This is a genomic window from Acinetobacter sp. PC34, from assembly GCF_051789135.1.
GTDB classification, from domain to species: Bacteria; Pseudomonadota; Gammaproteobacteria; order Pseudomonadales; family Moraxellaceae; genus Acinetobacter; species Acinetobacter johnsonii.
The window spans coordinates 93,084-118,274 of the sequence record NZ_CP196665.1; the positions used below are offsets into that span (position 1 = coordinate 93,084).

20 protein-coding genes and 1 pseudogene are annotated in these 25,191 nt (G+C 38.1%); 5 read left to right on the forward strand and 16 right to left on the reverse strand.

From position 1 onward, the window contains the following. Window positions 1–59: 59 nt before the first annotated feature. From ACSC9N_RS17490 to ACSC9N_RS17505, 4 genes are read left to right on the forward strand one after another with little or no spacing between them, the layout of a single operon-like run. Window positions 60–1,073 carry a nucleotidyltransferase domain-containing protein gene (locus ACSC9N_RS17490; RefSeq protein WP_005006358.1) on the forward strand — a complete coding sequence of 338 codons (1,014 nt, stop codon included), beginning with the start codon at window positions 60–62 and terminating at the stop codon, window positions 1,071–1,073. A gap of 9 nt (window positions 1,074–1,082) precedes the next feature. Continuing rightward, window positions 1,083–2,741: a ThiF family adenylyltransferase gene (locus ACSC9N_RS17495; protein ID WP_439036155.1), complete on the forward strand. Its 1,659-nt coding sequence runs from the start codon at window positions 1,083–1,085 to the stop codon at window positions 2,739–2,741. Then, window positions 2,726–3,226: a Mov34/MPN/PAD-1 family protein gene (locus ACSC9N_RS17500; protein ID WP_005006362.1), complete on the forward strand. Its 501-nt coding sequence runs from the start codon at window positions 2,726–2,728 to the stop codon at window positions 3,224–3,226. The genes ACSC9N_RS17495 and ACSC9N_RS17500 overlap by 16 nt, the downstream gene beginning before the upstream one ends. 2 nt (window positions 3,227–3,228) lie before the next feature. Continuing rightward, window positions 3,229–4,854 (forward strand): SAVED domain-containing protein, encoded by a 1,626-nt coding sequence (locus ACSC9N_RS17505; protein ID WP_005006366.1) that lies wholly within the window; start codon window positions 3,229–3,231, stop codon window positions 4,852–4,854. 146 nt (window positions 4,855–5,000) lie between these two features. On the opposite strand, the gene ACSC9N_RS17510 is transcribed toward ACSC9N_RS17505, so the two are convergent. Beyond that, complete coding sequence (locus ACSC9N_RS17510; protein WP_005028412.1) at window positions 5,001–5,327, reverse strand: hypothetical protein; 327 nt, start codon at window positions 5,325–5,327, stop codon at window positions 5,001–5,003. A gap of 145 nt (window positions 5,328–5,472) precedes the next feature. Here ACSC9N_RS17510 and ACSC9N_RS17515 point away from each other — a divergent pair. Then, window positions 5,473–6,395, forward strand: a pseudogene (locus ACSC9N_RS17515) (IS5 family transposase). A 129-nt stretch (window positions 6,396–6,524) separates the two neighbouring features. Here ACSC9N_RS17515 and tnpC read toward each other — a convergent pair. The 15 genes from tnpC to ACSC9N_RS17590 form a co-directional block, all read right to left on the reverse strand. Continuing rightward, complete coding sequence (tnpC, locus tag ACSC9N_RS17520; protein ID WP_004835366.1) at window positions 6,525–8,129, reverse strand: IS66 family transposase; 1,605 nt, start codon at window positions 8,127–8,129, stop codon at window positions 6,525–6,527. A gap of 74 nt (window positions 8,130–8,203) precedes the next feature. Then, window positions 8,204–8,539, reverse strand: coding sequence for an IS66 family insertion sequence element accessory protein TnpB (gene tnpB, locus ACSC9N_RS17525; RefSeq protein WP_004282310.1), 336 nt, complete (start codon window positions 8,537–8,539; stop codon window positions 8,204–8,206). Then, complete coding sequence (gene tnpA / locus ACSC9N_RS17530; protein ID WP_098733097.1) at window positions 8,536–8,919, reverse strand: IS66-like element accessory protein TnpA; 384 nt, start codon at window positions 8,917–8,919, stop codon at window positions 8,536–8,538. Before tnpA ends, tnpB begins: the two co-directional genes overlap by 4 nt. A 141-nt stretch (window positions 8,920–9,060) precedes the next feature. Then, window positions 9,061–10,437, reverse strand: a complete 1,377-nt coding sequence (locus tag ACSC9N_RS17535; protein ID WP_005005738.1) for a hypothetical protein — start codon at window positions 10,435–10,437, stop codon at window positions 9,061–9,063. Between the two features lie 3 nt (window positions 10,438–10,440). Then, window positions 10,441–15,666 (reverse strand): AAA domain-containing protein, encoded by a 5,226-nt coding sequence (locus tag ACSC9N_RS17540; protein WP_308957383.1) that lies wholly within the window; start codon window positions 15,664–15,666, stop codon window positions 10,441–10,443. A 1,060-nt stretch (window positions 15,667–16,726) separates the two neighbouring features. Beyond that, window positions 16,727–18,427: an urease subunit alpha gene (gene ureC, locus ACSC9N_RS17545; protein WP_395474870.1), complete on the reverse strand. Its 1,701-nt coding sequence runs from the start codon at window positions 18,425–18,427 to the stop codon at window positions 16,727–16,729. Between the two features lie 42 nt (window positions 18,428–18,469). Continuing rightward, a complete protein-coding gene (locus ACSC9N_RS17550; protein ID WP_005100595.1) occupies window positions 18,470–18,778 on the reverse strand; it encodes an urease subunit beta in 309 nt (102 codons plus the stop codon). A 19-nt stretch (window positions 18,779–18,797) separates the two neighbouring features. Then, window positions 18,798–19,100: an urease subunit gamma gene (ureA, locus tag ACSC9N_RS17555; protein ID WP_000422459.1), complete on the reverse strand. Its 303-nt coding sequence runs from the start codon at window positions 19,098–19,100 to the stop codon at window positions 18,798–18,800. Window positions 19,101–19,200: 100 nt separating this feature from the next. Then, a complete protein-coding gene (locus ACSC9N_RS17560) occupies window positions 19,201–20,079 on the reverse strand; it encodes an urease accessory protein UreD (protein ID WP_005100596.1) in 879 nt (292 codons plus the stop codon). 71 nt (window positions 20,080–20,150) lie between these two features. Next, window positions 20,151–20,717: a HupE/UreJ family protein gene (locus tag ACSC9N_RS17565; protein ID WP_005100597.1), complete on the reverse strand. Its 567-nt coding sequence runs from the start codon at window positions 20,715–20,717 to the stop codon at window positions 20,151–20,153. A 14-nt stretch (window positions 20,718–20,731) separates the two neighbouring features. Continuing rightward, on the reverse strand, window positions 20,732–21,346 hold the full coding sequence (ureG, locus tag ACSC9N_RS17570) for an urease accessory protein UreG (RefSeq protein ID WP_005100598.1): 615 nt from the start codon (window positions 21,344–21,346) through the stop codon (window positions 20,732–20,734). Between the two features lie 17 nt (window positions 21,347–21,363). Then, a complete protein-coding gene (locus ACSC9N_RS17575) occupies window positions 21,364–22,029 on the reverse strand; it encodes an urease accessory protein UreF (RefSeq protein ID WP_005100599.1) in 666 nt (221 codons plus the stop codon). Next, window positions 22,016–22,498 (reverse strand): urease accessory protein UreE, encoded by a 483-nt coding sequence (gene ureE, locus ACSC9N_RS17580; protein ID WP_005100601.1) that lies wholly within the window; start codon window positions 22,496–22,498, stop codon window positions 22,016–22,018. Before ureE ends, ACSC9N_RS17575 begins: the two co-directional genes overlap by 14 nt. A 406-nt stretch (window positions 22,499–22,904) precedes the next feature. Then, entirely contained in the window at window positions 22,905–24,512 is a 1,608-nt protein-coding gene (locus ACSC9N_RS17585) for a purine-cytosine permease family protein (RefSeq protein ID WP_005100602.1), read from the reverse strand. A 115-nt stretch (window positions 24,513–24,627) separates the two neighbouring features. Next, window positions 24,628–24,981: a GNAT family N-acetyltransferase gene (locus ACSC9N_RS17590; RefSeq protein ID WP_439036156.1), complete on the reverse strand. Its 354-nt coding sequence runs from the start codon at window positions 24,979–24,981 to the stop codon at window positions 24,628–24,630. Between the last annotated feature and the right edge of the window lie 210 nt (window positions 24,982–25,191).

Here is a 25,191-nt window from a genome sequence, read left to right on the forward strand (position 1 = left end):
ACTTGTATTTAATATAGGAGATCCCCATAACAACAAAAGCACTACAGGAATACTACAATATGGCGAATCCACAAAAACACTATGCTAAGTTCCACACAAATATTCGATTAGGTCGTTATGACGAAGAAAGTACATTACGTGAAAAACGTGACCTTTTGATTAGCACCTTAAAAGATGAACTCAAAAAGGATCCAAATGGTCCTCAATTTGTTGAATACTTTAATCAAGGTAGTTATGCCTTGGGCACAGGGATTAAGCCTAAGAATGGAGATTATGATATTGATGTAGGAGTTTTATTAGATTGTGACAAAGAGGAATATGGCTCAGTAGAAATTAAAAAAATTGTTAGAGATGCTTTAACTCATTCAAATAGAACTGTAACGATCAAACGACCTTGCGTAACTGTCACTTATCTCAAAAATGGTAGTCCCGATTATCATGTAGATCTGCCCATCTACGCTGAAGACGACAAAGGCAATATGTATCTAGCTCGAGGTAAGGAATTCTCCTCTGAAGACCTTAAGACTTGGGATATTTCAAATCCTACTGAACTTACCGATACAATTTTGGGAAAATTTGAAGATGATTCAGATTTACGTCATCAGTTTAGACGATGTACTCGCTACTTGAAACAATGGCGAAATGAGAAAGGTCTAGATTTTTTTAAGAGTATTGCTATCACTACAGCTGTATATGAGCATATAACAGCTGAAGATTATGAGAATGATAATAAGGTATTACTTTCTATAGTAAATAATGTATTAGATCAATTCACTACCTTTAGCATTGATCCAGAAAATAACGAGTATTACTTCAGACTCGTAATTAATTTACCTGCACATCAAGGTGTAGACTTACTCGAAAAATTGACCCGAAAACAAATGGAGCACTTAAAATCAAAACTTGAAGATTTAAAATCATCTTTAGAAGCTGTAAATGAGGAAACTGATACAGTAGAAGCTTGCAAAATTTTAAATAAAACTTTTGGAAGACAATTCCCTATCCCTGAAATACAAGAAGTGTCCGAACCAGTAGTACAAACTTATTACACTCAAGAAGGAAAATCTGCTTAGGAAAACTCAATGTTTTTTGATAACCCAAAGTTAGACAATATTGAAAAGCTATTAAGTGAACATGGAGCTCAAAATATCCATGTCACTTCTATTACTAAGGATTGGGTTAATCTAAAATTTGATTTTCTCATTAATACACAACAGGTTTGCCTTGGTCTAATTTTTCAAAATAGAGCTAATTGGACGATACCTCCCATTTTTAGAATATTGACACGACCAATGTCTGCCTTAGATCATGTGAGTCAAAGTGGGGAAATTTGTACTACGGATCATCAAGGTGAAAACTTTGAAGGCTATAGACATAAAAAACTTATTACTGAATTCTTTGAAAGGGCTATAGATATACTCAAGCAATCTTTTATTAATTTTCAATTAAACAACCGAGTAAGCTTGTATAACGAACTAGAAGGATATTTAGGCAGCACTCAAAATATAAATGAGGATGTAATATTACATTGCGACCCTACTTCTACATTTAATTTATATGGTTGGTTAAGAAAATCATCAAAAGGGAATCATCAAATATTAGAGCATATTGATGATGGCGATAGTTCTTACATAAACCACAACCAGCTCACAAAAGTAAAAATTCATAAGATATTATTAGAAGATGCTTCTGTTTTCCCCATACCAGATATAGGAGATTATTTTAATGAGGACTATTTTCTAAAAATTGTTAATACCCTCTCTAATGAGAACAAACGATCTTTGTTAAAACAAGGCAATCATTATGCCCTAGTGGGAATTCCAAATGAACATGGATTTGCTTATGTGATTTTTTATTATGCCATTTGGTATTCTTTCAAAGAAAAAGTATCCTTCAAAGGCTTTAAAGTCTCTTTAACACAAAGAGCGTGGATAGATTATTTATTAAATAGAACGGGGCAAGAGAAAAAAACAAGACATATAGCGATTATCGGATGTGGGGCTTTAGGCTCAAAGATTGCAGAGATATTAGCTCAAACAGGCGTAAATAAATTTTCTTTCATAGATCCAGAGCTTTTAAAAACAGATAATATTTATCGTCATTCTTTAGGTTTGCAGTATGTTAATACCTATAAATCTACTTCTTTAGCTAATAAGTTTTTAATAGAAAGGCCCGGATTAACTATTTTTCCATTCGTAAGCCATGGTGAAAGCTGGATAAAATCAAAAATTACTGAAGATATTGATACTATCATCATAGCAATTGGCCATACTCCTACTGAGATTTCTCTCGTAAAAACTATTTATGAAATAAGTGCAAACATTCAAGTAATAATAGGCTGGTTAGAACCTTATGATTTAGGTGGACATTTTATTTCTTTCAATAATAAACATGTAGGATGTTTAAACTGCTTATATTTTGATGAAAAATCAAATAAAAGTCTTACCCCTATGTATAAATATGTACAATCTGGACAGCTAATTGCTAAAAATATTACAGGGTGTGCTGGTGCATTTACCCCCTTCTCTTCTTTAAATTGCATGAAGCTAGCAAGCTATATTTCTGAATATGTCCTGAATCAACAATTAGGATTTGTTTCTATTTCTGGCGACAATCAGAATGCAAATAAAAATGGAATAATTACTACCCCTTTTTATAATTCAGTAAATAATTCAAATGGAATTAATATATTGAATTTAAAAGAAATTTATAAAGAAGTATGCCCATGTTGCAATACATAACTCAAGGGAGGATTAAATGTGACACACCTACAGGCCAAGTCTTTATTATTCAAGCAAATGTTTTAAAGAGTTTAAAGCAATTTATACAATTAGAATCAGATTCTCCAGAATCGGGTGGCATTCTAATTGGAAGAACAGACATAGAAACTAAAGCTAAAATCATTGAAAGCTTTACCTCTCCTATGGAAGGAGACTGTCAAACACGTATGTCTTTCTTTAGGTCAAAGTCCCACCAATATGCTTTAATACAAGCTTGGAACGAATCTAAAAAATTCTATAATTTTCAAGGCCTATGGCATACACATCCTGAAGATGTACCAACACCCTCTCCAACCGATTTAAGGGATATAGATACTGTTCTAAATGGCATTACCAATCTTAATGACCCAGTTTTATATTTAATAATCGGAAGAGTAAAAACTGGAATCTGGATTGGTAGAAAAAATTTTAAAATCAAACTGTTAGGTTATATTGAGTTAAATTGAAAATGCAACTAGACCCATCCCTAAGTTTACAGACTTCTTTATCAGCAATAGATGATTTATCAAATGCAAATAAATATATAGAAGAAATTTTAAAGCATATTTGTATAGATTCATTAGGTGTATTAGTTGATGAAGAACGTAAAAATATAATTTTTGTCTTATTGAAAAATAAAAGCCCTGAAAGTTTTTTCCGTATAATTCTCAATTATGATGATACTTTAACTTTTGTCCGAAGATTGCTTGCCAAAAAAATTTCCATTTATGCACGCTTTCTTCAAGGTCACATAATTGATGCCCACACTCTACATGATTTTGAAAAGTTAAAAGAAACATGGAATTTAACCTCCTCTCAAGAGAGCGAAGTTAAAGATGTAGATTTTGTTCCTAGAAAGATTCCTAAACAAAAACCAAACCCTGTAAACCAATTAGAATATTTCATAAAAAGAATTTTTGATTTTGAGCATCTTACAGGTAGGGGTAACGATTTATCTGAAAAAGATAAAAACCAGATTTATCTCTCAAGTCATGGCCGATGTATGTTTAAAGGATGTGGTGCAAAATTAAACATAGATGAAATAACTGGATTTGAAGGTACATATGGCGTTTTAGCTCATAATGTTGCAGCATCAGAAAATTCTACTCGCGGTATCCCCTTCTTCTCATATCAACTATCAGATGATCCAACGAATATTTTATTATTATGTGAAAAACATCATAGGTTAATTGATAAAGTTGCTGGCGCAGAATATACAGCTTCAAGACTCTCGCAAATGAGAAGTAATTTCACAGCACAATGCGAAGATTTATTAGATTCTTTAAGCTTTACTCCTATGCCAGTGTATTTATTTTTCTGGCCCGTGAATCGCAATATTCCTCAGTCTCCTTCACGACGTGATATTGCAAGCTGCCTTCTCCCATTAAAATCTATTTTGCATAAAGATAAGACACTAATTCATGAACCATTACCAGCTCATTTAAGAGCTTCAGCTGATGAGTTCTATAAAAAGTATTTTTTAGAAGAATTTGAAGTTCAAACAGAACAATTACTTAGGGAAACTAAATTTGATGATAAGAGAGTAGCTATTTTTGGCTTCGGCCCTATGCCATGCCTAATAGCATTAGGAAGTAAATTAGGAAATAAAGGGAAATTTATACCTATGCTTATGTATAGGGATGGAAGTTGTTGGATGTGGCCTGATCTTATATGTACAACCAAAGCGTATGAAATTAATAATTTCAGTGAAATAGAAGATTGTACTGAAATTACTATTAGATTGAATCTCACTGCTGATCCAGAAACCTCTAAAAATAAGGCTGTTGAATTAGGACATCCGGTAATTAATATTACTGCTAAACCAGAATATATGGGGAATGGAGCAATAAGAAATCCTGAACGAGGACTAAGTTTCATGCAAGATATTCATGCGTTATTTCATAGTCTAACAGATAAAGGAATTACCAAAATTCATGTCTTACCATGTGCATCCAATGCTGCTTGTATATGGTTTGGACAAGCATTTGATCTGCATCATCCTGAAATGGTTATTTATGATTACTTAAATAATTCAATGGTTCCAAGACTTCAAATTCGAAATAATGGAAGCAAGAATGAAATCGCTGTAATTTAAACAGTATATTTGATAGTACTTTCATACCATTAGATTTAAATATGACATTAGTAAATGGAGTTTAGCTCTAATGGGGCTTTGTTGCATAAATATCTAAGACTATGATTTTGTTTAATTTATTTTTGGATTAAAATTTAAACAAATCCTTAAAAATCAGTATCTTGAAGAATGTTTATACAACAAAGCCGTTTTAAACTAAAAAATGTTTGTAATACTATTTTATTTAAATCACTCTGCGATCTAGGTATTAAATTTAAGACTTTCCATGGTTTTAAATAATCTTGCAGATTTTTTTGTGGTTCGAGAATATTTAAATCTTTATTAATATCAAAATTTGAGGGAATTCCATTTGTATTTTTTGCTAATAATTCCTTAACTAAATTTGTTGGAATAGCTCCATTTAAATGAACGTGTAAATCACCCTTAGGAAGATTCACTATCATATCTTCATTAATTTTTTGTAGTGCAGACATAAGTGTAGAAATTAATATAGCTGATTGAATTTTATCATAAAATCTATTTCCAAGTTATTTATTTTTAAATTTTTCTATTTCAATTCTGAATGGCTTTGTTGCACAAACCTATCTGTAAAGGGTTTTTCAGCGATATAATTTTCAAATGAAGAAGCCTACACACAAAATCTACCGCACAACCAATTGGCCCGCATATAACCGAGCACTCATGAGTCGAGGAAATATTGCCATTTGGTTTGATCCTGCTACGCAATGATATGCTCCATCAAAAGGCAAACAAGGGCGAAATCAAATCTACTCCGACGCAGCCATCCAATGCTGCTTAATGATTAAATCCTTATTCCGTCTGTCTTTACGTATGGTCACTGGCTTTGTGCAAAGTCTGATTAAACTTTGCGGATTAAATTGGATAGCTCCAGATTACACCACGCTTTGTAGAAGACAAAAGCATATTGATATTGTAATCAGCTACCAAAAAAGTAGCGATGGGCTGCATCTACTCATGGACTCTACAGGCATGAAGTTTCTAGGTGAGGGCGAATGGAAACGCAAGAAACATGGACCTGAATATCGTCGCCAATGGCGTAAACTTCATATTGGTATAGATGCTAAAACCCTACAAATACGAGCAGTTCAGCTTACAACCAATAATGTCAGTGATTCACAGGTGCTTGGTGATTTACTTAATCAGATTCCACAAGATGAGCGGATTGACTCTGTTTATACCGATGGGGCTTATGACACCAAGCAATGCCGTCAGGTCATTGCAGATCGGCAAGCGCATGCGGTGATTCCACCTAGAAAAAATGGAAAGATACAAAGAGTAGCTCGCTAGAGCGAAATGAATTACTTCGAACAATTAAACGTTTAGGCAGGACACTATGGAAAAAATGGTCAGGCTATCATCGGCGAAGTTTGGTTGAAACTAAGATGCATTGCATCAAATTATTAGGAGATAAACTCAGTGCAAGGAGTTTTGATAGCCAAGTGAATGAGATCCATGCACGTGTAGCAGTCCTTAACAGATTTACGGAATTAGGTCGACCACTTACCCAAGTTACGCCTTAAATTTGGCTCAATTAGGGGCGCTTTGCATTTCAAATCTTTGTGCAACAAAGCCACTTCAAAGTAGAAATGTCTGGTCTGGATTGTTGCCACTCTAATTTGTAAGCGTCCGCTGAACCCCATGCCTATTTTTTAATTTGAGTTGGATTTCCAGCGATGTGGCAGTAATTCTTCTATTTGGGTCGCTTTATGTGTCGGCAGCCTTTTCAGCACATCACTTAAATAGGCATACGGATCCAGCCCATTCAGCTTTGCTGACTGGATTAAAGTCATGATATTGGCTGCTCGTTGACCACTGCGCAGCGAACCTGCAAATAGCCAGTTCTTTCGTCCCAAGGCCCAGGGGCGCATTGAGTTCTCTGCCCAGTTATTGTCAATGGGTAGATTGCCATCATCCAGATAGCGGCTTAAAGCTGGCCAACGCTTAAAACTGTAATTGATGGCCTTGGCGGTTGGAGAACTCGATGGCACCGTCAGATAATGTTGGTTGAGCCATTCATACAGTTGTTGCATCACCGGTTGGCTGTGCTGTTGTCGGTATTCGCGGCGGTGTTCTGCTGTACTATCGGTCTTTTTCCTGAGTTCTGCTTCTATCGCATACAGTTTCTGAATCATCAGTAATGCCTGTTCAGCGATCTGACTTTTCCCAGTCACATGTAGCTCATGGAATTTACGACGTGCATGCGCCATGCAGCCCACCTCAATGACCTGGCCTGATTTAAAGCGTGCTTTATAACCACTGTAATCGTCACAGACCAGATGACCCTGCCAGCCATTCAGGAACGCTTCAGCATGCTGACCTGAACGACTATCCTGAAAGTCATAGATCACTGCCTGAACTGGATTGTACTGTGTGGTGGCATAGGCCCAGACATAACCTTTCTTCGGTTTTTTCTCATTCTCACCCATCCGCATAATGGTGACCGGCGTTTCATCGGCATGGATCACCCGCTGTTGCAGCATCACCTGTTTTAAGGCATTGGCCAGAGGTTCCAGTTCTACACCGCAGCGACCAATCCAGTCAGATAACGTGGATCTGGACAGATCAATGCCCGCCCGCTGATAGATCAGGCGCTGACGGTACAGCGGCAAATGATCGGCATACTTCGATACCAGCACATGGCTGAGCAGTTCAGGACTGGCAATACCTTTATCAATCACATAGGCGGGCATCGCTTGCTGAGTCAGGGTGTCACACTGATCACAGACCCATTTGCCACGTACATGCTGTTCCTTATAGAACTGTGCCGGTCTGAAATGCAGTTTTTCACTGATATCTTCGCCGATACGACGTAACTGGCAGCCACAACTGCATTGGGTTGATGCAGGTTCATGCTCAATACGGATGGTGTGTAGATGATCGGGTAGCAGTCGACGTTTAGGTTTGTTGACTGTGGCTTTCTGTGTCGCTGCATCGGTTTTATCTGCATTTAATCGTTCTAATTCTAGATCAACGGCTGCAATATCTTCTTCGACCGCTTCATCCCAGAGATGGATTTGTTTTGCGGTGAGATGTTCGTTTTTACTGCCGAATTTGTGCTTTTTAAACAGCGCCAGTTCATGCTCGTATTTTTGATTGAGAATGGAAAGATGTTGGTTGCATGCTTCAAGATGCTGAACTTTGGTATCTAATTGTTGGTTATCTTCTGCGAGTTGTTGATGCTGCATTGCCAACTGTCTGGTAAATTCCAGCAGTTGTTCATGGGTCAGTTGGCTTAAGTCAGGCAGCGTATTCATGACCGCAGTATGCCTGAGGTCATGACGCAGAGGAAATAGAACGTTTGGAGAATAGCAGAATGTAGCAGCCTGGTTTAGAGCATCGTCACTACCTGCTGTTGTCCAATGCGCTGCCAGGGCAAACCCTGGATCAGTGCCTGTAACTGTTCCGGGCTGAGGGCTACGCTTTCACCCTGGTGAACTTTAGCCCAGTGAAATTTGCCCTGTTCCAGCCGCCGGGCACACAGCCAGATCCCCAGTCCATCATGCACCAGTACTTTCATGCGATGGCCACGTTTATTACAGAACAGGTAAGCACAATGCGGTTTGATGTAGCCAAAGGCTCTCACCACCTGAGCCATGGCCGTATCCATTCCTGCTCGCATGTCCATGGGCTGGGTAGACAACCAGATTTCATCGATACGGATCATGTTGCCAGTGCCTTGAGTAATTCTGCTAAAGCAGATATTTTTGATACTTGCCATTTCAAGCCAATTTCTGCTTTTGAGTGGGGTAAAGTAATTTGAACCGTTAATATGTCAGTAGGAGTAGGATCTAATGGTGCAGAGCAGGATAAGGCAATAAATGCAGGTTTATTCGGTAGTGGTGAGCGATCATTCCCTGGCTTAGCATCAATTAAGCGAATCCATTTGGATACAAGATTTGTATTCAATCCATGTTGCAAAGCGACCGAAGCAATTGAAACGTCCGGTGCTTTACAAGCCTGAACGATCTGCTGTTTAAATTCAGCACTGTATGTTCTTCGTTTTTTCGCAAGAGATGCGATGGATGTCTGGTTATTTGTAGTCATAAATTTTAGTCCCCACTTGTTTTTAAGTGGGGACTAAATTAAGGCTTATAGGATGAATTCATAAGGTGTGTTCAGCGGACGCTTACTCTAATTTGAGTTTAAAAAAGCTAGCAAATCTGCTAGCTTTTTAAGATGATTATTCTATTTTTTAGAATTTAATAAACCAAAGAAGTTCTCTCCATCGTTCTCTAAGTCTTCAAAAAACTTATAAAACGATTGGGCAATAGCCTTATTTTTGACAATAATACCCACAGGCACTGTTGTTAAAATATTTGTGGATGAATCACTAACGTGAATAATCAAAACACAAAAAGAGTCTTTCATAACCAAAAGCTCAAAATTACCGTCAAAAACTACACTACTTTCCTTAAACGTTAGAAAGTGCTTGGCTCCTGCCTCAGCTGTGATTAGTTTTTTATAACTTGCGATTGATTGTTTATCATTTCTGTATGCCACTGGTAAGAAGCATTTAAAGTTTTTGGTAATTGTGGTTGTCGATAAACGATCAATAAAATCACTAAATCTATCTGACTTACCCCAAAATTCATCTGATGGAGCTAACCAATACAGCTGTTTATCATCATTATTCTGGTCTTGATATTGTTTGATTGTTTTGAAAAACAGGTCTGAATTTTCCTTAGAATATATTGGCCCGATAAAGTATTCATTGGATTTGTGTTCTAGCTTAAATAAGCGATCTAAATTAAGCTTATTCTCGCTAAAAATAGATTCAACTGAAAAAGTATCCTCCATATCTAATTCATGGAGTACCTTTAGAATATCCTCAATATTTTGTGGCTTCTTAGCTGATCTAAGAGCAGCGTAAAGAGAATCTTCGATTTTGTTAAGATTTTCCATGTGATTAAAATCACTAATCTCTGTAGGTGTATAATTCTCATCAAGCGTCAATGGTAATGTAAAACGACGAGAATGGTCTCGCAATTTTTCCACTTGGCTCATTTTATACAGTTGCAGCTTCTTTTCATCCACTGATGGATTCAACTTAACTAATCCTTGGCTGAAATAAAATCGAAAATTTTTCTGAAACTCCTTACTAACCAAAGACTCACCATTTGAAAGGTATTGGTTAGAAGCATCTAATTTAATTGAATTTGCCCCATTGTCAGATGCGTTGGGATTAACTGGCTCAGGATTCAAGCCAATCATCTCAAAACTCATCTTTTGAATATTGTCCTCAATCTTATTTACATAAGGAATTGCACAAACATCCGAGAATGCTTTCTCAAGTCGCTGAGTCAGAGCAAATCGATCATCTTCAAGATGTTTTATCTGCATTTGTTTTAATAATTTAGTTAATAGCACATCTGTTTCATGATTAGATAACCCTAAGAACCGCGCTATTTTTTCAGCAGAAAGTGGTGCAATTACCAATAGGCGCAATACCATAGAATCAATAAAATCTAAGGTATCTGTTGTGGTATAGCTAAATGCCACATTGAATAGTTGTGATGGCAATGTAACATCTACGTCATGATAGCTTCTTAGTGAATTTTCCATGAGTTATACCCCTGCCTTTCTATATTTTTTTGATCTATTTTTATTAATGTGCGGATTGTTTTGTACTATTTTGACAATGGCGCGTTTTGAAATATATCGATATTCTAAAGTCTGATTTTCACGGCACTTGATGTAATTTAATACGCGTCCTAAAGGTAAGTTACTGTTGACTCCTTGCCACATTTCTGACGCACCAAAGATTACAAGACGATCCATTGCGCGAGATAAAGCCACGTTCACACGATTTGGTGACTTCAAAAATGCAGGAAACTTAGTTGGATCATTTCGCGTAACTGAGAGAATGATGATCTTATTCTGTTTACCTTGATAACTATCCACCGTATCAATACGCACAATTGATCTCAATGCATCTGACACTTCACACAAAGAGAAGGCTTTTCTTAACCGGTTTTTTTGCTCAGCATAGGTACAAATTACACCAATAGCAGGCTCTTTAAGGGAATCAGGCTCTGGCACTAATTTATTTAACAAGAGTTTGTCTTGGTCAATCCGCTGAAGAAAATCGATAATTTCATTAATTTCATGTGGGTTATAAATACTACTACCTTTCTCCATTTTGAAATGCTCAGCATTCCCAGTATCCACCCAAGTAACTGTTGAATTCAATTCTATTACGATGTCGGATGCATAGTTATCAGGCACAATCCGCTTTAACTTAATTTCTTTCAGCTCTTCATCACTTAAACCACGAGAATCGACAACTTCAGTTTCAAGTTTTCCTTCATAAAAACAGTCTGAAACTAATTCGCCGATGCTCGGACTCATTCGGTACTGTGACAAGAGTTCTGAACTAGCCTTTAGTCCATAATGTGAATTAAAGATACGGCCAAAGTCGCTTTGTAATTTATCTTCCAAATCATCATCTGATATCTTAAGTTGCTTAGCTAAAGCCTTTATATGATCGCTCGAATATAGTGGAGGAAGTTGGTCTTGATCCCCAACTAATAAAATACGTGCACCTGACTGCATTGCAATTGCCAATTCTGAAGCGATTGAACGTGCTGCTTCATCAATAATCACCCAATCAAATACGTGATTGGCGATTCCAATACTATGTTGGCCAACACCAACGCATGTGCCACAGACTAATTGCCTTGTTTTGACCAGAAAACTTTCATAATTAGCATTTTGGCTTTCAATTAATGGTTCATAATCTAGGGCAATATTGATCAAGGCTTTCGCTTTAAGTCCTTCCTCATTAGATACCCCGTAGTATTGATTAAGTGCTGCGAACGTAATCATGTCGATCTTATTTAACTGGTTTAATACTGTTATCTCTTTATCATTGATACAGTCTTCCAGTTGATCCCAAAAGTCTTGATTTCCGTCAAACATGCTCTTCAGCTTATGCATTGCTGATTTGAAAGCCTGGGTATACTCTTCTAATGAGAAACTAAACTTTTGATCAAGATCATCTTGGTCGATTGACTGATACGCAGATTTAAGACTATTTAAAATAGTGACTCTGATTTCATAAAGATCGCTCAAGTATTCAGCTTCAAGTGATAAATCTTTTGCAAGCTCAAGCACTCTTTCTTTAATATTAGACTTAAACAGCTCTATCTGGCTCGTAATAATTGAGCCTGTATAGACATCTTTTAATTCAGGAGACACAGCACTCTCTTTATTGCTTATTCGAGCAATACTTAATGGTGTGTCATACTCTGTGCATAGCTGACGTATACGCTCAACACTTGTATTTACAGCTTCGTGCGACTGACTAACAATTAAGATGTTAGATACATTTTGTTTATCATAGAGATAGTGAGCCAGTATAGAGATAAATTCAGTTTTGCCGGTTCCTGGTGGTCCCTTTAATAGTGATACAGGTCCATACTTAAGCACATTACGGAACGCTTTACGTTGTAATGGATTGAGGGCTTTAACCAATTCCCCATTTTTGTATTTGTTATAGTGATCTAGATCTTCATCAGGCACTTCAATCTCATAATCTTTTGCTTCAATCACTAATGATGGTTCAAAGTAATCTACGAGATTTTCAATGACAGCCTTATTACTCAGAATATTTGTCAGAGCATCTGCACGTTTCCGATTAGATGACTTATCTGCCTTGCTTTGTAGAAACAGTGTTGCTTCTTCAGGAACTTCATTTGTTTTTTTACAAAAATCGATCCACAATTCTCCGACTTTTGATTGCGCAATATTCACCGTACCTATGCAGAAAGTGTAATCACCTCCCGCCCCAGTTTCTTTAGTGCACATTACATCGACTTTATCGGTCTTTGAAAATTTAGCTGAAACATCTTCTGCAGAGTCATAGTATGCAATAGCACTCTTTGAATCTTTAAAATGTTTGCTCGAAACTATCTTTAACGGCTCAGACAGAGTGATTGTAGGATGTGCATGACGCTCAGTCGCCATGACTTTTTTCCACAACTCTTTCGTTTCAATATCAATTAAGTGGCTATGTGTAGGCAGATGACTCATTGGCTGTGCCATAAGCTCATCAGTAGCTATAACATCGCCTATCTCTTCTTGTAATGCTTTTTGTTCACGCAGAGCCCGTAATGTTTCCTCTTTCTCTTGAGTCCTTTTGAGCTGTGCTTGCTTAAACTGTTCAATAGCATCCTTAAAGTTTTGATCTTTTGCTAAGAAGTCATTTAACTCTACAATGTTGTCACGCTTACTCATCCCAGATATCGGGTGGACTTCAATGCTAACATCAATAGTCAGATCTGCATCCCTACTAGCCTTCCACCACAGGTCTTGTTTTTTGACAAAATCAAGGAAACTTAATTGATTTTCATGGGGCTTATAAAACCCTTTTAACATGCCATTGATTCCGCTAAGTGTAAATCGAAAATCCCCCTCACTTGCTGCCTCAAGTTGGATATAAACTTTGCTGTTTTCGGGATAAATCGTAAAGGGCGTCTCAACCTTACTTGTATAAATACTAATCTGAGGAGCTTCTTTTACAATAGCACCCTTACATTCAAATGCCTCTATAAAGCGAGAATTATCAATATAGCGTACACTTGGATCTTCCATTCCTTCTATGCTCAAGGCTGTATTTAGCCAGGATAAAGTAGGATCCATTGAAGCCACATCATCCACAGCCAAGTCTATATCGTATAGATCTGCGATTAATTTCAATGCAGTAAAGTTGTCACACTGAATGACTGTTGGATCTTCAATATCAGATGGGAAATAAGCATTAGAAGAATCAGGTTGTGGTACTTCAGGATGGAAGCAATCATTAAAACTAACTTTCAAGTTTGTTTTATCTACTAGAATCTTTTCATCATCCAAGTTTCCATGTTGAAAGCCATGCTCATGAAATTTTTTCAGAGAATGCAATAACTGAAGTGAAAGTTCATTTTTTTCATCCTCAGTTAAGCCCTCAATAACCGTTGACCAAGCTTCACCCTTTACCATTTCAGTTACTAGATACACACATGCTGTGCTAGTTGATAAACCAAAATCAATAATCTTAGGAAGGTATGGCAAATTGAGAGCCTGCGTCATTTTAAGTTCTTCAAAGAATCGCTTAAAACAACTCTTTTGATAAGTTGTCATTGCAGATGCAACTTTACCCATCCATGTTTTGACTAACATGTTGCCTGATGCATAGAGTGTAAAATTTTGGTTAGCATCAATAGGCGCGCCAAATATCGGGTAACTGATATAGGTATTTGTCTGATTTAAATATGGATTCAGTACATCTGCATCAAGTTCATAACTAACTTGTTCAGCAGGTTTTTGAGCTAAGAAATCTTGGAATACTGCACATGCATTATCATATTTCCCTGTCAAAGCTCGTGTTAAAATACGCTCTAACCAGTGGTTCTGATCTCGCTCCTCAAGACTAAATTTTTTCAATGAACGTGGGCTCAGTCGAGCATTCTTCCAAATATGAAGGATTAACTGCCCTAACCAATACACATCCTTTTGTGCAGCTGTCAGCGCAAGATTCGGAAGATGAGCTGTTGTATTCAAAAATGGGAGTTCGTTAGCCAGTTCAGGGTCAATTTTCGAGGGCTGTGTTTGATCATTTGCTGCCGAAAAATTGGATAGCAATATCTCCTTTTTATAAGAGATCCACACACTATGATCACCCACATCACCATGAGTAATTCCCATTTGATGTAGGTGATTAAATTTACCAAGCAAAATCTGGAATAAATCCAATTTCTCAGATTCAGACATTTTCTCAGCATAAGCGCCGATGAATTCGTTGACTCGATAGCTGTTCTCAGGCAACTCATACAACTCATTATATTTTGATGTCATGTCATCAAGACTTGGGTTTGTAATCGGGTGCAAACAACTTTGATAAAGATCAGGCTTTTCTGTTTTAATTTTTTGGAAAACCCGGCGCTCATTGCAGATCAAGTTGAATCGATGTTGAGGCTGACTCATTCTTGAGTTACTCAACTTGAATTCATTAAAATCCCAACAACGCATTAAAGATTTTTCACCAACGATGGTCAATGAATGCGCTTTATACTCGCTATAAATCTTTTTAGGATGCGGTAAGATCAAGTCACCTCGTTCATGATTATTAATAATCAAAGAGCGTGGTTGAATTTGGTCAGGCGCAAAAATTTCATCAATAATGGCGTGATATTCTTTTTTAATATCATATATGCGACCATCACGTTCCAGATGCTTGCGGAACATATTATTAAAATTCTTCTGTTGAGCTAATTGTATAAACTCATCTATCGAAAGAATGTGCTCTAAATCTTCTGGAGGCAGGCGCGAATAATCTGCTTTACCACACATGACAACAAAGTGAGAAACACTTTGGTAATGAAATGTAATGCCCTTAGCTTTCTTTTCTGAAACTTTATCCTTTAGTTTATTAACTATAATTTGCATTTTTTTTACATTTTTAGCTACAGGGCATGAATCTTGCTCTTTATTACCTACGTACCATTTTCCTGCAACTTTTGTAATTTCCTTACCGTTCCAGTCCTTGAATTCAATGACCAAAATGTTTGCATGAGTAATAATTAGGAGATCATATTCAAATTTCTCAGAACTACCTTTCGCTACTGCTTTTTTTCCATTTTTATGCATAAATTCAAAACCAGCATATGCTCGCCAGTTTTTAGTTTTTTCGCCACGATCAAAGACCTTTTTAATCTTATCAATTGCTTTGAGTTCGTGCTCGTATATACCTGTCTCTGGATATGTAACTTTCATATTAAAAGATTCTTTATTTAAAATGTCTTGCTTTTGCACATACAACAAATAAGCGTCAAAAATGATGCTAAATTTTTATTAACATAAAGTAATGCTATATGTACGGTGTCTTTTAGAAAAAATACTTAGCGTAAGAATTTAGTTTTTTCAGGTTGATGGTTAGTTTGGCCAAATAAGCCCTCCGAAGGTTTTTTATATTCAGTTTAGGATTGTATTTAAAATAAAGTCTGCCAAATATTTTGGTGTAAAACCTGAGTCTTCTAGCACGATCATCATTTAGATGATCTAACTCAATCATTCGTTTAAGCAAAACGTATTTCACTTAACGGTTCATAATGTGACTTATATTACATTTAATTTTTGAGTATTCAAAATTATTTTATTGAATTATAAGAAAAAAACTTAAGGAATTCCTTAAAATTTGATGACAATGGTCATATCTCTAATCACTAAAAAGACCAAAAATAGATATCTACCCATATCTCTCGGACAAATTAACTCTATTTTATAAAAGTATCAATAAATTCATTAGGTTCATGAACCAAAAATTTATAATTATTTTTTTATTTATATAAGTTATTGAAAATAATAAATAAAATTATTAAAAGTTTTATTAACTAGACTTCAGGTGAACATAAGACAATTTTAGTACATGATACGTTAAGTTCATAAGGCTTTGTTGCATAAAGATTTAAAAAATTGAGCTATCGCAATCCACTCAAATTTAATCGACAACTCAGGTATGAAATTTGCTGAAATAAGTTTCCGACAAATTCGGTACGGTTAAGTGATAGCCATCGCCATAAAAAATGGTGAGAGCTGCTGCCACATAACTGGAAACCTGCCTGAAATCTAGTAAGGTATTCATCGAATGATTACGTTTTAATTAGCTTAGAGCTGTTCTAATTTTAAAATCTTTGTGCAACAAAGCCTGAAAGGACATGCCAGTTAGTTAAAACTAGTTTGGGTATCCTAAATACTCATGCTTAGTAAATAGAATCATTAGCCAAAAATCCATAAAGGAGTTTATTCACGTTATGGATTTAAGACTTTAAACTCGTGAGAGATTAATTGGCTGGCTTTTAAGCAAGATAATTAATTAAAACAAGAAATAACGCTGTGCCATTGGCAATAATTCTGCTGGTTCACAGGTCAAATGTATGCCATCTGCCCGTACTTCGTAGATTTCCGAATCAACTTCCATCACTGGTGTATAGGTGTTGTGCTTCATATCGGCTTTTGAAATATTACGTGTGTTTTTACATGCAGAAATGATTTTCTTCAGACCTAATTTTTCCGCTACATCATTATTAATTCCTGCCTGAGACAAGAAGGTAATACAGGTGTTATGCACACCGCGGGCATTTGCGCCAAACATGGGACGGTAGTGCACAGGCTGCGGCGTTGGAATGGACGCATTAATATCCCCCATTGGTGCTGCTGCAATCATACCGCCTTTAATAATCATGGCAGGTTTAACACCAAAAAATGCAGGTTTCCACAGCACCAAGTCTGCCAGCTTACCTTCTTCGACCGAGCCGACTTCATGACTCAAACCGTGGGTAATGGCTGGATTAATTGTATATTTCGCAATATAACGTTTAACCCGCTGATTATCGGTATGTGGCGTATCACCTTCTAGCGGTCCACGCTGCACTTTCATTTTATGTGCGGTTTGCCATGTACGAATAATCACTTCGCCCACACGCCCCATTGCCTGTGAATCAGACGACATCATGGAAATTGCGCCCAAATCTTGCAAAATATCTTCCGCGGCAATGGTTTCACGACGAATTCGACTTTCGGCAAATGCAACATCTTCTGAAATCGCAGGATCTAAATGATGACATACCATCAGCATGTCCAAATGCTCATCAATGGTATTAACCGTATATGGGCGCGTCGGATTGGTTGAAGATGGCAACACGTTGGCCTGACCAATAGCTTTTAAAATATCAGGCGCATGACCACCACCTGCACCTTCAGTATGATAGGTGTGAATGGTACGCTGTTTAAATGCCGCCAACGTTTCTTCTAAAAAGCCGCTCTCGTTTAAAGTATCAGTATGAATTGCGACTTGCACATCATATTCATCCGCGACAGTCAAACAGTTATCAATGGCAGCAGGGGTTGAACCCCAATCTTCATGCAGTTTTAAACCCACCACACCTGCTTCAATCTGCTCGCGGACAGGATCGGGCAAACTCAAATTTCCTTTGCCCAATAGCCCAATATTCATAGGTAAATCATCGATGGCTTGCAACATGGTCGCAATATGCCATGGTCCCGGTGTCACTGTGGTTGCGGATGTCCCTGCTGCTGGACCTGTTCCGCCACCAATCATAGTGGTTGTACCTGACATGAGTGCAGTTTCTACCTGTTGCGGGCAAATCCAGTGAATATGCGTGTCAATGCCGCCTGCAGTTAGAATTTGACCTTCCCCCGCAATCACTTCCGTGGCCGCTCCCAACGGAATGGTGATATTGGGTTGTATGTCAGGATTTCCCGCCTTACCAATTTTCCAGATACGACCATTCTTTAAACCGACATCGGCTTTCACAATGCCCCACCAATCGACAATAAGTGCATTGGTAATGACGGTATCGGCAACATCATCTGCCAACAATTGGGATTGCCCCATGCCGTCTCGAATGACTTTACCACCACCGAATTTAACTTCTTCACCATAAGTGGTCAGGTCTTGTTCGACTTCAATAAACAGTTCCGTATCCGCCAAACGAACACGATCCCCTACGGTTGGTCCGAACATTTCCGCATATGCACGACGTGACATTTTCATCATAGATTACTCTAAATTCTTAAAAGATTTTGATGGCCCGACTTAGTCAAGTTTCCCCATCACTCGACCCGCAAAACCATACACTTCACGCTTTCCTGCTAGTGCCACCAATTCGACATCTCGGCTCTGACCCGGCTCAAACCGTACTGCGGTGCCCGCAGCAATATTCAAACGGTAGCCTTTGGCACGCTCGCGCTCAAATTGCAAAGCATCATTGGCTTCATAAAAGTGAAAATGCGAACCAATTTGAATTGGTCGATCCCCAGCGTTCGCAACCGTTATTTTTAGGGTTTCACGTCCAACATTTAACTCAATATCGCGATCTGACGTAATTACTTCACCTGGAATCATCTTTATTCCTTATAGTTCTTTACATAATCGGTTGATGTACAGTCACCAGTTTTGAACCATCTGGAAAGGTTGCTTCAACTTGGACTTCAACAATCATTTCTGCGATGCCATCCATCACATCATTGCGGCTCAGTAAAGTCGTGCCGTAGTGCATCAGCTCGCTTACGCTCATGCCATCGCGTGCACCTTCAAGCAAGGCAGCAGAAATATACGCAATCGCTTCAGGATAATTCAGCTTTAAACCACGTGCTTTACGGCGCTCTGCAACCAAACCCGCGGTAAAAATTAAAAGTTTGTCTTTTTCTGTTGGATTTAATTCCATATCTTTTACCTATTTAAACGTGGAGATGCTTCGCTCATGAGCTATACATGACCAAAAATCGTTGTGTCATTTGGTCTTGAAATTACAGGCTAAAATGAATTTAAGTTCTCCAAATACGTGGGAATTCTTCATCCAGATCGTACCAATAGCGTCTTAATTTCGCTCTGATGGCAGCAAAAGCATCGTGACATTGCCGAACATCATTCCCCAAATAGCGCGCACAAATCACATCATCCAAAACCGTTAAGGTGACAGGTACATCCATACGCATCATCAGTTCACGGATTAAATCCAAATACTGTTCTAAATCTAGACTGGCACGATATTGCATGGGGGGCACGGCCCAGAAACTCCCCATCACAGATTGACCATGCATGCCTAGGCATGAACTTAACCAGCGGTCATTGCCCTTAAAACTTAAAGTATCTGCCACCAACAAAGTTTGATTACGGAACAATTTGAACTGGTTGCTATAGGCACCATCACTAAATTGCTCTTCACGTGCTTGGCGACCAATGACCAACATGTCCCAACCAATAAAACTGGCTGCATGATCCAAATGAATGATGGTTTCTGAATGCGCATTCGCACCATTAAACAGCATGGTTTCTTGCGGCAGCCATTCAAAAATAGCATCAGCATTCAAACAAATATTGATATGCTGATAGGCCTTTTTACCATTGGTTTTGTACCATTTACCTGCGCCCGGGGTGGTCACTAAGGCATGAGCCTGCGCATCGACAGACATATCAAAAGTCAGGTGATCCCCACCCGCAATGCCCGCAGGTGGATGCACAATAATGGCATGGCAAACCCCTGTTTTTTCAGGCCAAAGCATTTTTTGTACCCGAACAGGACCATAATGTTTGCGGTGATGTAACACCGTGCATTCAGGCTCTTTTTGAGCCTGAAAACCGAGTTCCAACTTGGCAAACCATAATTGAGCATCATGCGTTCGACTGACGGTTAAATCCTGCATGCTTCCTCTGCGTGATCAATACCAATAATTTGCTGTGCTGAAATTTGTTCATCAAAACGACCTAAAAATCATTAAGCCAAACCAATCAATGCAACAACTGCGGCAATTCCACCGACAATTTTCTTACCATGTGGCACATATTTTTGTACCAATGCACCTAAACCCAAGCCACCTGCGTAGATACAAGACATAGCAACAACCATGCCGAAGACTAAACCGATCACATGACCTGAATGACTCAATTCGGCACCATGCGCCATACCATGAAAACTTGCTAAAACCATAGTCGCAACTGCAAACAGTCGATTGGCTTTGGTCCATAGGGCAATGGCAAGAACAGATAAGGAGAAAACAATGCCGTATTCAGCAATATTTGCGGAAACGATATGCAACTGCCCAAGGCTAAAACCCGCAATCATGGCCACAACTAAACCCAACAATCCGCCTACTTTCCAACGATTAGCCGCTGACCACAGCAGCACACCAAAAGCGATTGCCATTGTGAGGTGATCAATTCCAGTAAATGGATGAATAAAGCCCGTCAAGAAACTATTCTGTTGTTCATGTCCGGGATGTGCCATTGCCCACATTGGAAAAGCTGCGGCGAAAGTGGCTAAAGTTCTTTTTAAATAAGTCATGGTGTTTCCCCGAATTAAGCTTTGAATAGACCTTGTTTTTCAATGAACGAAATAATAATTTCCAAACCTTCTTTGGTTTTCATATTGCTAAACAAGAACGGCTTATCGCCACGCATACGTTTAGCATCTTGGTCCATCACACTTAGGTTTGCGCCGACCATTGGTGCCAAGTCGGTTTTATTGATAATCAACAAATCGGATTTGGTAATGCCTGGACCACCTTTACGTGGAATCTTTTCTCCCCCCGCCACATCAATCACATACAGGGTTAAATCTGAAAGCTCAGGACTAAATGTCGCTGCCAAATTATCTCCACCACTTTCAATAATAATCAGCTCAAGCCCATCAAACTTTTCACATAAATCATCAATTGCCGCGAGGTTAATAGACGCATCTTCACGAATGGCAGTATGCGGACAACCACCTGTTTCCACCCCAACAATACGCTCTGGAGACATGGCTTCATTGCGGGTTAAAAAGTTTGAATCTTCTTTGGTATAAATGTCATTGGTGACGACAGCCATATTATATTTTTCACGCAAGGCCTGACATAAATTCAAGGTCAGCGCTGTTTTACCCGACCCGACTGGTCCACCAATTCCTACACGTAATGGGCTACGTTGTGACATGTTTTTTCCTCTTAAAATTATGATCTGAATAGTCTTGAATATTGGGTCTCGTGGTGCATACTGAGCATGGCATATTGCGGTAAAGCACTACTGATTTCTGTGTCTGGCAATGCCAGCGCACGCGTAATTGCTGCGGGAATAAGCGCATGTAAATGCCACAAAATACGCTGACCACTCATCTGTCCAAGCGGTACGGTTTTAACTGCCGCCAAGACCTGATTTTCTAAAAGGGTAAAGGTATAAGCCGTGAGTACTTCTGTTTGATTTAGCCCCAAGGTGCCACACAGGTTTCCATACACTGGAACAAAGCCCAGCTGTTTTTTCACTTTAACTGGTTGCTTTAATACGTCTCTAATCCATGCATTTAAAGAAAATGCCAACTGTTTCGATTCTGCCAGTAGCTCTTTACTCTCACGGCTGGCGCGGTAAAAGTTTGCCCAGTAAGTAAAATTTACTTCGTCATCACTGTATTGCATTAAACGTTTCAGCACTGGCAACTCAAAACGAACCAAGAGCATTTCCAGCACTTCTTCAAAATAAGCAATGCTGGAGGCTTCATCATGAATCAGCCCTCGATCAATGGCACTTTCCACACCTTGCGAATAGCAATATGCCCCTATCGGTAACGCAGTTGATGACAAGGTCAACAAGCTGAGTAGTTGTGACGGATTAGTGATGGACATGATGTAAAGTCTTGATTGGGCTTAAGCGATGATCATGTTGATGTTGTGCATAAGCACCGCTTTCTGGTTCAAAAGGATGATCTACCTCTGCAACGTTTAATCCCAAACCCACTACCATTTCAGCCAGTACATGATCTGGTTCGAAATATAATGCTGTTGGCGTCAACATTAAGGGAACGTGACGATTGCCGAGATGATATGCAGCTTTTAATAAATCAAATTCTTGCTGTGCCGAAACTTTCATCAGTTTTTCTGGTTTCGCTTCAACTTTAAGAATATTTCCGCTTTCCGTCGAAATATATGATCCACTGCGTAAAATGCCTGTGCGCGGCAAATCTGCACCAATATCTACCCCATTTTTTAAAGTTGCACGAAAACGGCTCTTTTGGCGCGTATCGAAAGTCAGCTCAATGACATCAAAGTCACAATTTTCTGTAACTGCTTCTAATCGTTGAGTATAAATTTCCATTTTTTCTCCATGCTTGACTTTGTTTTAGGACTGCTTTTGATTCAAATTGATTCAAAATATAAATCGCTTTCACAAAATGCACCACCCCAACGTTCAAAGCAATTATTGCGCCAATTTTTCTACATACACCACATTTAAGCGTATATATTGCTCAGAAACTCCAAATGAAAACTTCAAGAAAATATGATTTCTCATTTAAATGATGTCAGGACATTTAAGAAAAAAATAGCAGCTGTCGGGTTATTTGAGATGGATGTTGTATCCACTCTTTGGATTAGAATAGATTTTCCCGCACTTTTTCTAGAGTTTTCCCCAATAAATATTAAAAAACCCTGATGCAAAATCATCAGGGTTATTGATTTGATCGAAATTCAGCTTATTAAAAAGCAGATATCTGAAAAATCATTTATTTTTCCAAAGTCTTACATAGAGAACAAATAACACCTTTGTGCTTATGTGAATACATAATATCAGGTCTTTCATAATCTTCATCACATGACACACAATGATAAACTGTTGCTATAGGTAGCCCAGTAGCATCATAACGTGGTTCTTTTACCCCATCATCTGTAGCTTTAATATAATATTTTCCTTTCGTAATTAAACCCATGATTGGGGTCAAAACAAAGCCCAAAATCAGAGCAATTAAAGGTGAATATGGCATTAGAAATTCACCCAACATGCCAAAAAAGGTTGCAATGGAGACTCCTGCAGCGACAAGAAATGACACCATACCTACTGGGTTTATATTATAAAGCATATCACGGCGATATTCTGGTTCTTTTGGAGAGAGTTTCAGTAAGTATTTATTCACTGTGATATCAGTCGCTACAACCACAACCCATGCAATGGCAAAATTAGAATAAAAACCTAAAATCTTACCAAGCACTGCGAACATATTACCTTCCATCAACGCAAGAGCAATTGCAAGGTTAACCAATACAAATACAATACGACCTGGATAATGCTTGCTGATACGTGTATAAGCACTGGTCCATGCCAATGAACCCGAATATGCATTTGTTACATTAATCTTGATTTGTGAAATAACAACCAAAATTACCGCTAAAGTAAGTGCAAACCAACCTGGAAGCATATCATGGAAAGCTGCGTTAAACTGTTGTACAGGTTCCGTGCTATCCACCCCAGGAATTTTAGTCAGCAAATAAAAACCAAGGAAAGCACCAATAATTTGTTTGATTGCGCCTAGAATTACCCAACCTGGACCCGCTGAAATAACAGCTATCCACCACGATTTGCTATTTTCTTTAGTTTTTGCAGGCATAAAACGTAGGTAATCAATTTGTTCACCAATTTGCATAATTAAAGATAGACAAATTCCAGCACCCAACATAATTGCAGCCACATCTATTGCTGCAAAACCACCATTTCCAGCATAAGCAGCGAATTGACTTACAAGCTCAGGTTCTTGATAAATCAAATAAGCAACAGGGCCAATCATTAAGATCAACCAGATAGGTGTGGTCCAAACTTGTAAAGTACTTAAGGCTTTCATCCCATAAATAACCAATGGAATAACCATAATAGTAGAAATGAGATAGCCCATCCATAAAGGAATTCCGAGCCCAAGCAATAAACCTTGAGCCATGATAGAACCTTCGAGAGCGAAGAAAATAAAAGTAAAACTTGCAAAAATAATACTCGTCAGTACCGATCCAAAATATCCAAAACCAGCACCACGCGTAATCAGATCTAAATCGATATTATAGCGAGCTGCATAATAAGCTAATGGAAGACCTGTTAAAAAGATAATAAGTGCAGCAAATAAAATAGAAAAAATGGCATTCGTTGTCCCATATGTCATACCAATGCTAGCACCAATCGAAAAGTCTGCCAGATATGCAATACCTCCTAATGCCGTAATTGCGACGACTTTAGGACTCCAACGACGGAAACTATATGGAGCATAACGTAAAGTATAGTCTTCAAGTGTTTCGTTTGCAGCAGAAGAAGGCTTTTCAATAAAAGTATCTTGCATAGGTTGATTTTGCATACCAAAAAATATCTCTGAGTTTCATACTTCTCACCAAAAAGCAAAATTAATGCCAACTTTTAATTTTTCTATCAAATTTTTAGGATTTAGCCCAACATGCTACAATCATATTGTTTTATAAGCATAATCTTTTCAACATATATATCGTGTCGGACATACCTAGCTGATCACGACTGACTGTACTAAAACTTTGCAACCGCCAAAACTTTTCTGCCGCAGGTAAAAATGGATCCGTATGCAAATATAAATGCTGAATATTTTGTTGCTGTGCATATGTAAATAACAACTGGCAAAGCTCTGTCGCGATTCCCTGTCTACGATACTCAGGCATTACAAAAATCAATTGCTTGGTTTCCTGTTTATACTCTTCCACAGGAACTAACCAAATTCTCTTTAACGCTTGTAGCTCTTCCGATGTTTCATGATCCATTTCACAAAGGCCTTTAACTGCTTCTTTTTCTAAAATCATGCGCAAATCAAACAGCTCATTATAAAACTTAAAATCCAAGGGTTTGACTTCCCACCCCCTACGGAAATGTACATTAACGTAGTCTTCTTATTCTAAGCGATACAAGGCCTGACGAATGGGGGTACGGCTAATTTCCTATTTTTCTGAAATATCTGATTCAGTAAAACGTTGTGCAGGTTTAAGCTGAAAACGGCTTTGTTGCACAAACCT